The organism is Cohnella yongneupensis (assembly GCF_042655785.1).
Lineage (GTDB): Bacteria > Bacillota > Bacilli > Paenibacillales > Paenibacillaceae > Cohnella > Cohnella yongneupensis.
The window spans coordinates 1-13,442 of the sequence record NZ_JBHSNC010000055.1 but is presented as its reverse complement, the minus strand read 5'-3'; the positions used below and the strand labels follow the sequence as shown (position 1 = coordinate 13,442).

Annotated in this window: 13 protein-coding genes; all 13 read right to left on the bottom strand. The window is 49.2% G+C overall.

What is annotated here, in order from left to right; genetic code table 11:
- Positions 1-214: 214 nt before the first annotated feature.
- The 13 genes from ACFPQ4_RS19155 to ACFPQ4_RS19095 all read right to left on the bottom strand — a co-directional run bounded on the left by ACFPQ4_RS19155 (position 215) and on the right by ACFPQ4_RS19095 (position 13,201).
- Entirely contained in the window at positions 215-991 is a 777-nt protein-coding gene (locus ACFPQ4_RS19155) for a polysaccharide deacetylase family protein (protein ID WP_378113507.1), read from the bottom strand.
- A gap of 19 nt (positions 992-1,010) precedes the next feature.
- Complete coding sequence (locus ACFPQ4_RS19150) at positions 1,011-2,531, bottom strand: lipopolysaccharide biosynthesis protein (RefSeq protein ID WP_378113506.1); 1,521 nt, start codon at positions 2,529-2,531, stop codon at positions 1,011-1,013.
- A gap of 10 nt (positions 2,532-2,541) precedes the next feature.
- Positions 2,542-3,531: a glycosyltransferase gene (locus tag ACFPQ4_RS19145; protein WP_378113505.1), complete on the bottom strand. Its 990-nt coding sequence runs from the start codon at positions 3,529-3,531 to the stop codon at positions 2,542-2,544.
- Between the two features lie 18 nt (positions 3,532-3,549).
- Positions 3,550-4,593, bottom strand: coding sequence for a glycosyltransferase (locus ACFPQ4_RS19140; RefSeq protein ID WP_378113504.1), 1,044 nt, complete (start codon positions 4,591-4,593; stop codon positions 3,550-3,552).
- Complete coding sequence (locus tag ACFPQ4_RS19135; protein ID WP_378113503.1) at positions 4,590-5,696, bottom strand: glycosyltransferase family 4 protein; 1,107 nt, start codon at positions 5,694-5,696, stop codon at positions 4,590-4,592. Before ACFPQ4_RS19135 ends, ACFPQ4_RS19140 begins: the two co-directional genes overlap by 4 nt.
- 14 nt (positions 5,697-5,710) lie before the next feature.
- Positions 5,711-6,844: a non-hydrolyzing UDP-N-acetylglucosamine 2-epimerase gene (wecB, locus tag ACFPQ4_RS19130; RefSeq protein WP_378113502.1), complete on the bottom strand. Its 1,134-nt coding sequence runs from the start codon at positions 6,842-6,844 to the stop codon at positions 5,711-5,713.
- Positions 6,845-6,846: 2 nt separating this feature from the next.
- A complete protein-coding gene (locus ACFPQ4_RS19125; RefSeq protein ID WP_378113501.1) occupies positions 6,847-7,962 on the bottom strand; it encodes a polysaccharide biosynthesis C-terminal domain-containing protein in 1,116 nt (371 codons plus the stop codon).
- Positions 7,934-8,983, bottom strand: coding sequence for a polysaccharide biosynthesis protein (locus tag ACFPQ4_RS19120; protein ID WP_378113500.1), 1,050 nt, complete (start codon positions 8,981-8,983; stop codon positions 7,934-7,936). The genes ACFPQ4_RS19125 and ACFPQ4_RS19120 overlap by 29 nt, the downstream gene beginning before the upstream one ends.
- Positions 8,984-8,998: 15 nt before the next feature.
- Positions 8,999-10,204, bottom strand: a complete 1,206-nt coding sequence (locus ACFPQ4_RS19115) for a glycosyltransferase family 4 protein (RefSeq protein ID WP_378113499.1) — start codon at positions 10,202-10,204, stop codon at positions 8,999-9,001.
- A gap of 15 nt (positions 10,205-10,219) precedes the next feature.
- On the bottom strand, positions 10,220-10,900 hold the full coding sequence (locus tag ACFPQ4_RS19110; protein WP_378113498.1) for a CpsD/CapB family tyrosine-protein kinase: 681 nt from the start codon (positions 10,898-10,900) through the stop codon (positions 10,220-10,222).
- Positions 10,872-11,615 (bottom strand): YveK family protein, encoded by a 744-nt coding sequence (locus ACFPQ4_RS19105; protein ID WP_378113497.1) that lies wholly within the window; start codon positions 11,613-11,615, stop codon positions 10,872-10,874. Before ACFPQ4_RS19105 ends, ACFPQ4_RS19110 begins: the two co-directional genes overlap by 29 nt.
- A 94-nt stretch (positions 11,616-11,709) precedes the next feature.
- Positions 11,710-12,390 carry a sugar transferase gene (locus ACFPQ4_RS19100; RefSeq protein WP_378113496.1) on the bottom strand — a complete coding sequence of 227 codons (681 nt, stop codon included), beginning with the start codon at positions 12,388-12,390 and terminating at the stop codon, positions 11,710-11,712.
- Between the two features lie 34 nt (positions 12,391-12,424).
- Positions 12,425-13,201: a tyrosine-protein phosphatase gene (locus tag ACFPQ4_RS19095; RefSeq protein ID WP_378113495.1), complete on the bottom strand. Its 777-nt coding sequence runs from the start codon at positions 13,199-13,201 to the stop codon at positions 12,425-12,427.
- Positions 13,202-13,442: the final 241 nt, after the last annotated feature.

Here is a 13,442-nt window from a genome sequence, read left to right as displayed (position 1 = left end):
TCTCGGAGTACGCAATGGTGTTGGTAAGCAGCGCTTTAATCTGAATTCAACCCCTTGGACGCGATATCTACAGCTTTTCCGGCAAAATGATACGTTTTGTATACTTTTCATTCTAAGTCACGCGATACATATCGTCAACGTTTTTGTTACATTTTGTATCGAATTATTAAGTTTCTGAAAGCATTTAAAAAACCGCCTCAAAAGGCGGCTTGGCTCAAGAATCGTTCGCTATGAAAAAGTATATGAGTTTAAGCCGATGTCGTAACTTATCCGCTATTTTTCGGAGCCACGTGTCGCGATCTATGGTTATTTTACCGGTTCCGTCGGCTAACGATCGTAGCCCTTGCTCTACCGTCACGATCGGAATTTTTCGAGATCTAATATAATCCAGAGTCTCGATTAACGCCTGTTGTTGTTTGTCGTCATGCTCGGATGCGGCGGGATGAATCATGAATACGAGCCACGCGCGGGAATGCAGAGCTTCATCTACTCTCGCTTTGTAATAGGTAAAACTGCCTGTATCGACGTCATTCCCAAAATCGAAATAGGAACCTATCGCTACCCGATTGATATGATATCGCTTGACTCTCTTAGCATTGATTCCACCTACGGATTGGAACCCGGACTGGTAATATTTCCTTGCGATCTCGCGTACGACCGCATTGTTCGCACCGTAGGGATAGACGACGCTAGTCACTCGATATCCTAGCGCTTGCAGCTTATCCTTCGACACTCGGAATTGACGATCGATTTCCTGTTCGGACAACTCGGTTAACGCGACGTGGGAATCCAGGTGCGAAGTCACTTCCCATCCTAGCGAATTTTGCAGAAACCCGATTTGTTCGTCGTTCATATAGCCCGGGGATCCGATTAGGCCGCTCGTTACCGCTATCACACATGGAGCTCCGGCGTTCTCGAAAGCGGGTTTGAGCACCGTCCAATCCTCATGTTTACCGTCGTCGCTAATAAAGGTTACCATCGGATGCATCATACGATTCCTCCTATCCCGATCATATGGCTCGTCTCAATTTTCTGAACGTTATGCCCGCGAATCTATCGAACGCCTCGACCATTTCCCGCTTGAAAAATAAATAATTCATTACGGCCACTATGGCCCCGATCGCTACAAAGCCCGCCGCTCCGGCGAGTAACAACGGAACGTAACCCCCGAAATTCAAATCGAGCCGGTAACCCGCGAACGATATGAGGAACGATAACGCGCTGTTGAAGAAAAGAACCCGATAATAAGCGCCGCTGTCCATTTGCAAAATTCGATGGTGCGTATATTGAATGGCGAGTTGAGCTCGTACGATATTGCACAATAAATTGCCTATAAGCACCCCGTACACACCGTAGAAATGAACTAACGTCAAGCTCGAGACGCATAGGATCGCGCACGATACGACATGAATGTCCCTGCTCGCTTTGAAGCGTCCGGATACGTTGAGGATGATGCTGCTCGGCAGAAAAATGACCTCGAATATTACGACGATCATGAATAAGACCGCCATATTCCAATCCACGTAATTGATATCGTTAACTCCGTGCGTATAAATGCGGATAAAAGGAACGATAAACACGATCGTGGTCGTAATCAATGTGTTGAGCACCAGTACCGTAATGAACTCGAAAGTTCGAAAGATCGAACGGACGCCCTCCGGTCCCTTTTCCGCCAACAGCTGCCCGAATCCGTTAATAGGAGCGCTGACGAAAGAGGTTATGACGTTCTTAACGACCGCGAAGATCGAATTGTAGATCATGAAGACGCTGGCGTAAACCGTGCCTACGAAGCTGGATATGACCAAGGTTGGAAGCGAGATGTAGAGCGCGTTGGCCAGTTTTTGCACCATTACGTTGGGTGTGCTCTTCAATCCGCTGAAATCCGGCTTGGCTCGAAACGACACGCGAGAGAAATACTTTCGGAATAATAGGATCAAAATGAGGCTCATGCTTAAGCCGAAACACATGATCGAGAAGCGAACCCACAAAATCCCGCCCCCGGACAGCATGATCAGAATGCTGGACAAATGGGTTAAAAACGTCACCACCGCGCTTACCGAATACAAAATATATTCCCTCTGGGAAACCTCGAACAGCACCCTATACTTTTCCGTCAGAAAACTTATGGCTGCTGGAAATATCGCCATTAAGAAAAAGGTCGTCATCAACCCGACATTCAAGTCGCTCTTGACGAAATACGGGTAAAAAATCGCGATGCCAAGGGCGATTACCGTAAATACGCCGGATAAAATTAGGTATACGATTCTTGAAGCGGATAGGATCGCATTTATTTTTTGCCTATCGCTTTCGACGAACGGCTTGTAGAGCGCAACGTTGGTGGCCATCCCGAAGCCGCCTTCGATAATGGTCAAGAACACCATGAACTGCGCTACCGTAGCCGAAAAACCGTTCATATCCGAGCCGTACGTTCGTATTGTCAAATTGACGACGATGAGTCCCATTACGCTATTGATTACAGTACTGGACAGCATCGACACGATGTTATAGACGCTTTTTTTTGTTCTATGCATAATGTCCCTTCTAACCGCGAAGTGAATAGGCTTTTGTTTTGTGAATGAACTTAAGAATCGACGGAGTATACGCGAATAATAAATTTTGAAGATTTATCCGCCACCAGAACGTCCGATGCCTAAAATTTCGTTTAAACGATCCCTTATTGATATCCTTTAGCAATTGCTTCTGGTCCGCGTTCGACAACTTGACGTATATCTGGCTCAAATGATAACCTGCGATCGAAACCGTCATGTACGCGAATTTTTTCGTTGTTGCTTCCAGGTTAGAAGCATCGACGTAGCTGGCCATTTTCTGAATAATGATCGAAAGTCCGATAGCCTTCTTGTAATCCGGGCGCGAGGTTTGGTTGCCCGTCCACTGCCGGTACCAATAAAAACCGTAATCCAGTTGCATCACTCGCGAAGCTCCTGACGTCAGCAACTTTAACGTAAATTCTTGATCCGAATAATTAGCTCCTTCCGTAAACCTCAACCGCACGGCTTCTATATACTCCCGCTTAGTAAGATTAATGACGGAAATAATATCATACCCTTTTACTTGCAACGCTTTTGAAAGGTAAGTCGTCCCGTCCATAACGATCCCCGGTTCGACCATTCCGCTTTCGGCGATCGGTTTGGGCTTTCCGTCTTCATAACAATAGCGACTTCTGCCTCTAACGATATCGAGATCGTGTCGTTTGGCCGTCGTATACAACAATTCCAGAGCATTAAGCTCCAAGAAATCGTCGCTGTCGACGAAGATGACGTATTCCCCTAATGCATAACTTAGCCCGTTATTTCTGGCTGCCGCCACGCCCGAATTAGGCTGATGAATGAGCTTTACGAATGGATATTGGTCTGCGTATTGTTGCGCGATTAAGGGACTTTCATCGATGGAGCCGTCGTCTACGAGAATAATTTCTTTAGAAGGCAACGACTGTGCGACCAAGCTGTCCACGCATTCGTTTAAAAACTTTTGCACGTTGTACACCGGTACAATGACTGAGACCTGGAACATTTAGCTTCCCTCCCACGTCTAGAAGCGCAATCTCTTTTTCGTTCGATAGGCTAATCCGATTGCGGCGGCAGCAGCCGCAATGAGCGGAACGGCCTTTATGTAAGCTGCCACGTTAAAGAAGTTTCTCTGCTTTGCCTGCAACACACGCCGAAGTAACTTCCGCGTCTTCTCGTGATGGACCGTTTCCGAAATTTTGCGAAGCTTTCGCTTCGGCCTCTTAGGATCATTGAACATATATTCGAGATAGATGTAATTTCGCGCGAGTGAAATGAACCACTTGGCGTCCTCGATGTGGTCTGATTTGCCTTTAAGCTCCGACTGATCGATCAACTTTTCCTTCATCTCGTGAACTTCGACTAAATTAGCGAATAAACCGTCGTGCAGCGTGCGGCTTAGGCTATGGGCACGTATCCGATAATGATACAACGGAGCGTCTACGAATCTAGCGGAACGAACCAAGTGCAAATATTGCATGTTGAATACGTAATCTTCCAGAATCAAGTGTTGGCCGAAGCGAAGCGAATGCGACTCGATCAATTCCCTCTTGTATAAACCGTTCCAGACGACGGCTTCCCCTTCGCCTCGGATAATCAAATGAAAAAGGATTTGATTTCTAAACTCTTCTCTCGTTGCATATAACCCGGTCTCGTAACGAGAAGCCGATCGCCTAACTTCGCCTGATTGCTCGAAATCCTTAAAGTGATTGCAAAACACGTAATCGCAATCTTCTAATTCGGCAGCGCGATAGAGCGTGTCGTACATATCGGGTTCGACCCAATCGTCCGAATCGAAAAAAGCGACGTATTTGCCGGTAGCTACCGCTAGCGCGGAATTACGCGCGGCAGATAAACCGGCATTATCTTGATTAACCACGATGATCCGGTTATCCATTCGAGCATATCGATCGATTATTTCCCCGCTAGCATCGACTGAACCGTCATTTACGATAATAATCTCGAGTTCTCTAATCGATTGGGAAATCAACGAGTCCAGCGCCTGCACCAAATATTTTTCCATGTTGTATACGGGGACGATGATGCTAATTGCTGGCGCTACCCTCATGACACACACTCCTTGAAAATGCTAACGTGTTTTTGCGCCATGGCCTCGATTGTATGCTCGTCCATGACTCGAAGCGCGGCGGAGGAAAATTCGTGCCTTAGCCGGTCGTCCTCGCAGGCATACCTGATCGTTCGCGCCAAAGCAGCCTGATCGTCCGCCGGGACGATATGAATCCCCTCGGACTTCCTTGCGAATTCCAATGCGGCAATGCATTTGTCGGTCGATACGACGGGCAGTCCGCAAGACAAAGCTTCGTTGACTACGAGTCCCCATATATCTTCCCGGGTCGGCATTACGAACAGATCCGCGGATCGATAGTATGATCTCAGCTCTTCTTTGGATTTGAACCCTTCTATTCGAATATTGCTCAGACCCAGTTCGGCGATTCGTTTCTTGTATTCGTTCTCGTCCGGCCCGCTGCCGACCAAAATCAGCCGGTAGTCGGGAGGCATGGAGGACCATGCGTCGATCAGAAGATCGAAGCCCTTGCGAGGAATGAATTGACCGACCGCCAATACGACTTTCTCATTGGCGATCCCTAACTGGCTGCGGAGCCGCGCACGTTCTTCGTCCGTCGCGCCGGACGGATAAATGTCGGACTCCATTAGGGAAGTGAACGGATAGACGTGGATATGATCCGGATCGGCTCCGTAATGCCGAAGGTATTTGTTCGTTTCCAACCCGGAGCTGAGCCACCAAGTCGCGGAGCCGATAAAATATTTTTTGATTTTCGAGCTCAGGAAGCCGTCTTGCTTAATAAAACCGCCGTCGATATTCAGAAAGAACGGGATTTTCCGGGCACGAAGCGTTCGGATGGCCAGCATTCCCGTAGGCGTGCTGTAACCGCCGACGACGATGGCGTCATACTTGTCCCGGCGTAGCCATCGGATGACGGAGGGGCAAATCGCGGAGTCTTGCGTAATCTTAAAGCCCTTCATGAAAACGGGAGTAAAATGCGAGGCTTTGTTCGACGTCCAGCTTTTATCTCGATCCGATGCGTTGCTTCGTTCGTACAAAACGGTAAGCTCGCAGTATTTCCCCAGCTCGTTGAAGAAATCGACGCGATAGGGCGAAGGGATATTCGTAAGATATAGCACTTTCATACCCGCTCCCCCTTTCATAACGCGTCTTTTCGCCATATGAATTGGTTTACGATTTTCGTATAGCTTTGAATGATTTTAACGACTTTAATCGAAATATTATCGTCCACGTAATCGTGAGCCCGGTTATGGCCCGTGTCCGATTCTCCAAGGTTCCGGCACATGGCGATCGCTTGGAGCATTTCTTGTGAAGAGATTCCGCCGATCACGATACTCCCTTTGTCTAGCACTTCTGGTCTTTCCGTCGACGTCCGGATGAGCACGGCCGGGAAGTTCAGAATAGCGGATTCTTCGGACAACGTACCGCTATCGGATAGCGTGCAATAAGCGTTCATCTGCAGCTTGTTGTAGTCGAAGAAGCCGAACGGTTTCAGCTGACGGATTAAGGGGTGAAAACGAAAGCCCGACTTTTCGATCCGCTTCCAGCTTCTCGGATGAGTGGAATAAACGATAGGCATCTGATATTTTTCCGCAATTTCGTTCAATGAGTTCATCAAGGAAAGGAAGTTGGATTCCTGGTCGATGTTCTCTTCCCGATGTGCGGATACGAGCATATAGTTGTCCGCTTCCAAGCCCAACTCTTTGAGGACGCGGCTACGTTCGATATTGGCGTACTGTTTGCTGAGCACTTCCGTCATCGGAGATCCCGTTACGAAAATATGATCTTTGCGAATCCCTTCGGAGAGCAAATATTTGCGGCTATGTTCCGTATAAGGGAGGTTAATATCGCTGATATGATCCACGAGCCTCCGGTTAATTTCCTCCGGTACGTTCTGATCGAAGCAGCGGTTGCCGGCTTCCATGTGGAAAATCGGGACTTTAAGGCGTTTGGCAGCCAAAGCCGACAAGGCGGAGTTGGTGTCCCCCAAGATCAATAGAGCATCCGGACGCTCCCGTTCGATGACTTCGAACGACTTCGAGATAATGTTTCCGATCGTCTCGCCTAGATGGCTTCCGACCGCATTCAGGAAATGGTCCGGCGTTCGGATGTCCAGCTCCTGGAAGAATACTTCGTTAAGCGTAAAATCCCAGTTTTGTCCCGTGTGAACGAGAACGTGATCGAAGTATTTGTCGCACGCTTTAATGCATTCGGAAAGTCTGATAATTTCCGGGCGAGTGCCGACGATCGTCATTACTTTTAGCTTGTCCACGTTTACACCTCAAGGAAATAAGTATCGGGTCTCTCCGCGTTAAAGATTTCGTTCGCCCAGAACAGCGTAATCACGTCGCCGTCTCCCGTATTCGTGATCGAATGGGTGTACCCCGGCGGTATGTCGAGCACCTTCAGCTCCTGACCGGATACCCGGTATTCCAACTGATTGTCGCTGTCGATATGGCGGAATTTGATGGTGGCATCCCCTTCGATAACGAGAAACTTCTCCACCTTCGTGTGATGCCAATGGTTGCCGCGCGTAATGCCGGGCTTCGTGCGGGAAATGAAAATTTGGCCGAACTGCTGGGACTTGATGAACTCCGCCAGCCATCCCCTGTGATCATGTTTCATCTGCAATTCGTAAGCGAAGCCGTCGTTCGGCATATAAGAAAGATAAGTCGAATACAAGTAGCGGCTGAATAGATCGTCCGTACGGAACGACTCCAACGTCTCCCTGCTATCCCGGAACGCCGTCAGCTTGTCGGCTACCGCCCCGAGCTTTACGCGATACACCGGAGAAACCTCGCAAAATCCGTATTCCTTCGCCTGTTCTTTGCCCTGTACGACTTCGACGAACGATCGGATCACGTCGTCGACGTACGTCAATGTAAGCTCCGTCTCCGGATTATCGATTCGAATCGGAATCCCTCTAGCCGTATTGTGGCACCAAGTCGCGATTACGGAATTATAGTTCGGTTTGCACCATTTGCCGAACACGTTCGGCAAACGAAAGACGAATACGTCCGCGCCGCTTTGCTCCGAGTAAGTAAACAGCGCCTCTTCCGCTCGTTGTTTGCTTTGACCGTATGGCGTTCGATTGCCCGCTTGCGTAGAGGACGAGAACACGACGGGCGTTTGCTTGTTCGCGCGGCGCAGCGCTTGCAGCAGTCTCTCGGTCAAATCGACGTTGCCTTTCTCGAAATCCCCTTCGTCGGCGGAGCGATTGACCCCGGCCAAATGGAAGACGAAATCGGCTTGGCGCGCATACTGCTCCAGCTGCTCGCGGGTGCTTGCGCTGCCGATCCTTAACATCTCGAACTGCTCCAGCCTTTCGAGCGTCGCGATCAGGTTTCTGCCAATAAAGCCTTCAGCCCCGGTGATAAGAATACTCTTCAAAATTTCTCCTCCTTTGAAGCAGCTCCTCAGCGACCGGCTCGAGCCGAAGCAGCAATCTTTTGATTGCCGGAATGTCCAAACGCTCCGTATTGTGGGAATTGTACTCCCACTCCTTGCTCACTCTCCGGTCGCCTTCCACGAAATATTTGTCGTAGTTCAAATCTCTCGTGTCGGCGGGGATCCGGAAGTAGTTTTCCAAATCTTCCGCGTGAGCCATCTCTTCCCTCGTCAATAACGTTTCGTACAGCTTCTCCCCATGTCGCGTTCCGATCGTTTTCACGCCTTTGCGCGCATCGAACAACTCGCCGAGCGCGATGGCCAAGTCCCCGATCGTAGATGCCGGAGCCTTCTGAACGAAGATGTCTCCTTGATTCGCATGCACGAAAGCATGCAGCACCAGCTCGACGGCGTCGTCCAGCGACATGAGATATCGCGTCATATCGGGGTCCGTTACCGTCATCGGTTCGTCGTTCATAATCTGATTGATGAACAGGGGAATGACGGACCCGCGCGAGTACATCACGTTACCGTATCTCGTCCCGCAAATGAGCGTCTTATCGGGGCTGACGGTTCTCGATTTCGCGATCATTACCTTTTCCATCATCGCTTTCGAAATGCCCATCGCGTTGATCGGATAGACGGCTTTATCCGTCGACAAGCATACGACCTTCTTCACCCCGAAGTTGATCGCGGCGTTCAATACGTTTTCCGTGCCCAACACGTTCGTTTTGACCGCTTCCATCGGGAAAAACTCGCAAGAAGGCACTTGCTTGAGCGCGGCGGCGTGAAACACGTAATCTACGCCGCCCATCGCCGTCGCTACGCTATGGTAATCGCGCACGTCGCCGATGAAATATTTCACTTTATCGCTTTTGAATTGCTTGCGCATATCGTCTTGTTTTTTTTCGTCTCTGGACAGGATCCTGATTTCTCCGATGTCCGTGTCCAGGAACCTCTTTAGCACCGCGTTCCCGAACGATCCGCTGCCGCCTGTAATGAGAAGGCATTTATCGTGAAACAAGGTTACCGTCCCCTTTTATACCGTATGGGCTTTAATGATTTCATAGCTTCTGGCAACCGTGTAGTTTCTCTCGAGGTAAATGCGGCCGTTGCGACCTAGCCGTTTGCGAAGATTTTCGTCCCGGGCGAGAACCTCCAGCTGCTTGATGAACTGGCGTTTATCTCCGCTCTTCGCCCAAACTCCGCAATCCGCTTCTTCCAAGATCGTCATGAGATCGGTACAATCGTCGGTCGCGGCCGCGATCGGCACGCCGTATTCCAAATAGCTGTTTAACCTAGAAGGAATATTCGGGATCGTAAACCTAGCATCGAGAAAAATAAGGCCTACGTCGCAGCATTCCAAAATCTGATTGTATTGCTCCTTCGGAAACGCCTTGAACAGCTTCACGTTCGTAAAGGCGGCCTCATCAATTCGCTTGCGGATTTTCTCGTATTCGGTTCCGGAGCCGCTGATCAAGAAGAAGAGATCTTGTCTATCTCTCAGCTCGTCCAGCACGTCCAGGAAGAAATCCAACCCTTGCGGGCGACCCAAGTTTCCGCCGTAGACGAAAACGACGGCATCCTCGGGAATTTGCAATTGGGCGCGAACCGTTTGTTTGTGAGTAAGCCGGGTCTCGGAAAAATACCGGACTTTGATGCTGTTCGGACATTCTTCGACCTTGCTGCGATCGATTTCCGGGTTGTGGCGGAGCAAATATTCCACGTTTCCTTTGGACATGCAGCCGATATGATCGGAGACCGCGTAGAGACGCTCTTCTTTTTTCCTGAAATATCGCCAGACGAGTCCGTTTTTCTTGAACATGCCCATGTCGACGGCGTTTTGCGGAAAGATGTCCTTCAAGAGCAAATAAGATTTGCTTCCGTCCCGCGTTTTGACGTATTGGACGACTTTCGCGAAGGTAATCGGAGGGGTTGAATAGATTACGAGATCGAAGGTTATGTCGCTAAAATACTTTTTGATCGCCTTCACGAATTGACTTTCGAGCATCAACATCGCTACCGTTTTTTCGATCACGTTCGTTTTCGTAAGATTGTACGTCTTCACGCGTAAAATACGGGATCGGCCTTTCTCTTGCAGCTCCGTCTGTTTGCCTACCCGGCGTTCCCGAGGACAAACGACGTATACGTTGTCCCCCCTCGCTTCGAACTCTTGAATTAAATCCGTATATAAATTCGTTTCGTTGCCTTCCGGATATCCGATCGTAAGAAAGAGTACGTTCATATCTACACCAACCTATCAATCTTCATAGTAGTAATTGTAAGATTTTCCCTTTTCTTTCTTGTTGTTGATAATGACGCCCAACATTCGCGTGTTCACTTTATCGAGCTTCAACTTGGCCGTCAGGGCAAGGTCGCGCTTCGTCATCGTCGTATCGAGTACGAGCACGCAGCCGTCTACTTGAGCTCCTAGGATGATCGGATCGGCCACGGCCATGACCGGCGGACTGTCGATGATGATAATGTCGAATAACTCTTTCAATTGTTGAAGCATGCTCCTAATTCGATTGGACCCGAGCAATTCAGCGGGATTCGGCGGGATCGGCCCGCTCGTAATGACGGACAATCCGGGATACGCCGTGCTCTGGATCACTTCGTTCAACTGGCTGCGCCCCAATAACCAGCTTGTTAATCCGTGGCGGTTACCGAGTCCGAATACTTGGTGGCCCGTCGGTTTGCGCAAATCCGCGTCGATGTATAAAGTCCTCATCTCGTTTTGCGCCATGGCGCAAGCCAGGTTGGTGGACGTTACCGTTTTCCCCTCGCCGGGGGTCGAGCTCGTAACTAAAATCGTTTTGATATCCTCGTCAATGTTCGAATATTGAATGTTGGCCCGAATCGTACGATAAGCCTCGGAGACGGACGACCTAGGTTGGTCGGCGATAATTCGGTTATACGGATACGCTTGTTTGGCTCTCAAACAACCTCTCCCCTTTCTTGATCGTAGATTTTTCGATTCTGGGCACTTTGCCGAGCACGGCTACTCCCAATAGGTTCTCGATATCTTGAACCGTCTTGAACCGGGTATCGAAGGCTTCGTATGCGAGAACGATACCGGCCGATACGACGATGCCCAGCAACATGGCAATCGCGACGTTCATCGTTAAGCTCGGCGAGACCGGAACCGGATTGGCGCTCGACTTAGCCGGAGCGAGAACTTGCACGTTATCCACTTTCATGATTTTGACGATTTCCTCTTGGAAAGTGGTCGCTAAGGCATTGGAAATCTTGACGGCATTGGCTTCTTTCGGATCGTTCACGACTATGGATATGACTTGGGATTTATCGATTGGACTGACCTTGACCTTGTTCATCAAATCGTCGGTCGTATATGTGCCATCCAGCTTCTGAACGACGAGATCAAGAATTCTCGGACTCTTGATGACGATGCGATAGGTGTCGATTACTTTAATGCTGCTGTCGATTTCCTCGGACGTTCGCACGGTCGTAACCGAGCTGTCCGCGCTGGAGTGGTTAACCAGCAAATCCGTCTGGGCTTCGTAGATCGGCGTTATCATGTAGAGGGTATAGGCCGCGCTCGACAGCGTGATTACGATCGTGACAATAGCGATGATCCAAAACCTTTTCATAAGGATTTTCAAAACATCCTTGAACTCCATTTCCTCTGCCTTCATAAGTTCAATCCTCTCGTTTATTTCGGCTTTGTGATACAAATTGTATCAATGAATTCATTCTATGATACAGTGTGTACTTAGTCAATAGAAAATGTTACAGAAAGTAGCTATTAATATCATGGAGGCTACTCGCTGCCGCGATGATCGCTTCCTCCTTTTGTAACAAAGGAAACACCGTCCACAACATGTACTTCAAATCCTTAATCAAGGAGTACTGCTCTAAGTAGAGTAAGTTGATGCGGCATTTATCCGGGAACAGCACTTCCCTGTGATAGGACACCGGATCGTCTACTTCGGCCAGGATGAGTTCTTCCTTGCGGTACTTGATCGTCGACGGCCCCGTAATGCCAGGGCGCAGCAGTAAAATATCGCGTGCTCTTCCTTCCAGTCGATCTACCATTCCCGGAGTATCCGGCCGCGGCCCGACTAAGCTCATGTGCCCTAGCAAAACGTTAATTAGTTGGGGCAGCTCGTCTATTTTCGACTTGCGAAACAGCCTTCCGAATCTCGTAATTCGGGGATCGTTGCTGGCTGTCACCCTCATGCTGAACGCTGCTTTCGGATGCATCGTGCGAATTTTAATGATCTTGAAAAGTTTCCCGTTACGTCCTACGCGTGCTTGAGTAAAAAAACCGTTGCTCTTCGTCTCCAGCGACGCTATCGCGAACGCCAATAGAATGAGCCAAAATGTCAGCGCCAGAAGCGTGACCGACACTACGAGATCGAGCGACCGTTTAATGGACCGTTGTCGGAACGTTAGTCCGGGTTTATTCATTATTAACCGCCTTTCGAGCTGTTCCTATTCATCTCTATTTCCTGAACGTTAATGCCCACCAGCTTTTCATATGGCGAGGGACGACCGGATCCCCTATCGATAATTCCCTTCCCGCGAGCAACGACTCCGCGTTTTCTCTTAATTGCTCGGCCGATGGTTTACCTATAAGCGATTCGAATACCCAATAGGCTTCCCGCAAACGAATCCCTCGTTTGACCATGTCATGCGCATCCGACGCCAGCAGATGGACCCAACGCTTCTTCGCCATTTGGATCGCGGCTTGTTGCACTTCGTATCCATGCTGGCCGACAAGCGAAGGCGCCGTTAATTGAGCTAACGCGCCGGAGGCAATCATCTCGTACAGCTTGTCTGGATCGCGTATGAACGGCGCGTGTCTTTCCGGATGAGCGATAATGGGAACGATTCCTTCGGCTCTGCAATCGCGGATAAAAGCGATCATGGCTTGAGGCGTATCCCGGGTAGGCAATTCGACCAACAAATATTTGCTATTGCCCAACAGTTGCACGCCATGATTCCCAAAGTTTTTATGGAATTGGGGACCGAGATGGAACTCTTGTCCCGGTAACACTTGCAACGGTATATTCGCATTCGCGAGCTCGTTGTTCATCTTACGCACTAGAAACGCGATCTTATCGGCGTCGTTCTTGTATTGTCCTTTCATATGATGCGGGGTTGCGAACACCGTCTTAATGCCTTGCCTTACGGCCTCCGCAGCTATTTCCAAAGATTGCGCCCAGTTCTCGGGCCCGTCATCGCATAGCGGCAGCAAATGACAATGGGTATCGATCATAAGTGCCCCCGTACAAATAAGGAATGATTAGCAGAAATCGATATTCGCATGTAGTGGTTTCTCTCCATTCCGTACCGAAGTAAAGATACAAATTGTATCTAACATACTCTCACAATAAGATACAATCTGTATCTTTGTCAAGCGCCAATGTATCCACGGATTACGAGCTTTTTGGACTAGAGTAAAGGGCTGAGATTATCAGCCCCTCCTCATCAAACCGTACGTGAGGTTTTCCCTCATA

Coding starts and splice junctions, on each gene's coding strand:
- ACFPQ4_RS19135 (WP_378113503.1), bottom strand. CDS start 5,696: ATGAAAGTGCTATATCTTACGAATATCCCTTCGCCCTATCGCGTCGAT.
- ACFPQ4_RS19105 (WP_378113497.1), bottom strand. CDS start 11,615: ATGAAGGCAGAGGAAATGGAGTTCAAGGATGTTTTGAAAATCCTTATG.
- ACFPQ4_RS19150 (WP_378113506.1), bottom strand. CDS start 2,531: ATGCATAGAACAAAAAAAAGCGTCTATAACATCGTGTCGATGCTGTCC.
- ACFPQ4_RS19100 (WP_378113496.1), bottom strand. CDS start 12,390: ATGAATAAACCCGGACTAACGTTCCGACAACGGTCCATTAAACGGTCG.
- ACFPQ4_RS19095 (WP_378113495.1), bottom strand. CDS start 13,201: ATGATCGATACCCATTGTCATTTGCTGCCGCTATGCGATGACGGGCCC.
- ACFPQ4_RS19115 (WP_378113499.1), bottom strand. CDS start 10,204: ATGAACGTACTCTTTCTTACGATCGGATATCCGGAAGGCAACGAAACG.
- ACFPQ4_RS19155 (WP_378113507.1), bottom strand. CDS start 991: ATGATGCATCCGATGGTAACCTTTATTAGCGACGACGGTAAACATGAG.
- ACFPQ4_RS19145 (WP_378113505.1), bottom strand. CDS start 3,531: ATGTTCCAGGTCTCAGTCATTGTACCGGTGTACAACGTGCAAAAGTTT.
- ACFPQ4_RS19140 (WP_378113504.1), bottom strand. CDS start 4,593: ATGAGGGTAGCGCCAGCAATTAGCATCATCGTCCCCGTATACAACATG.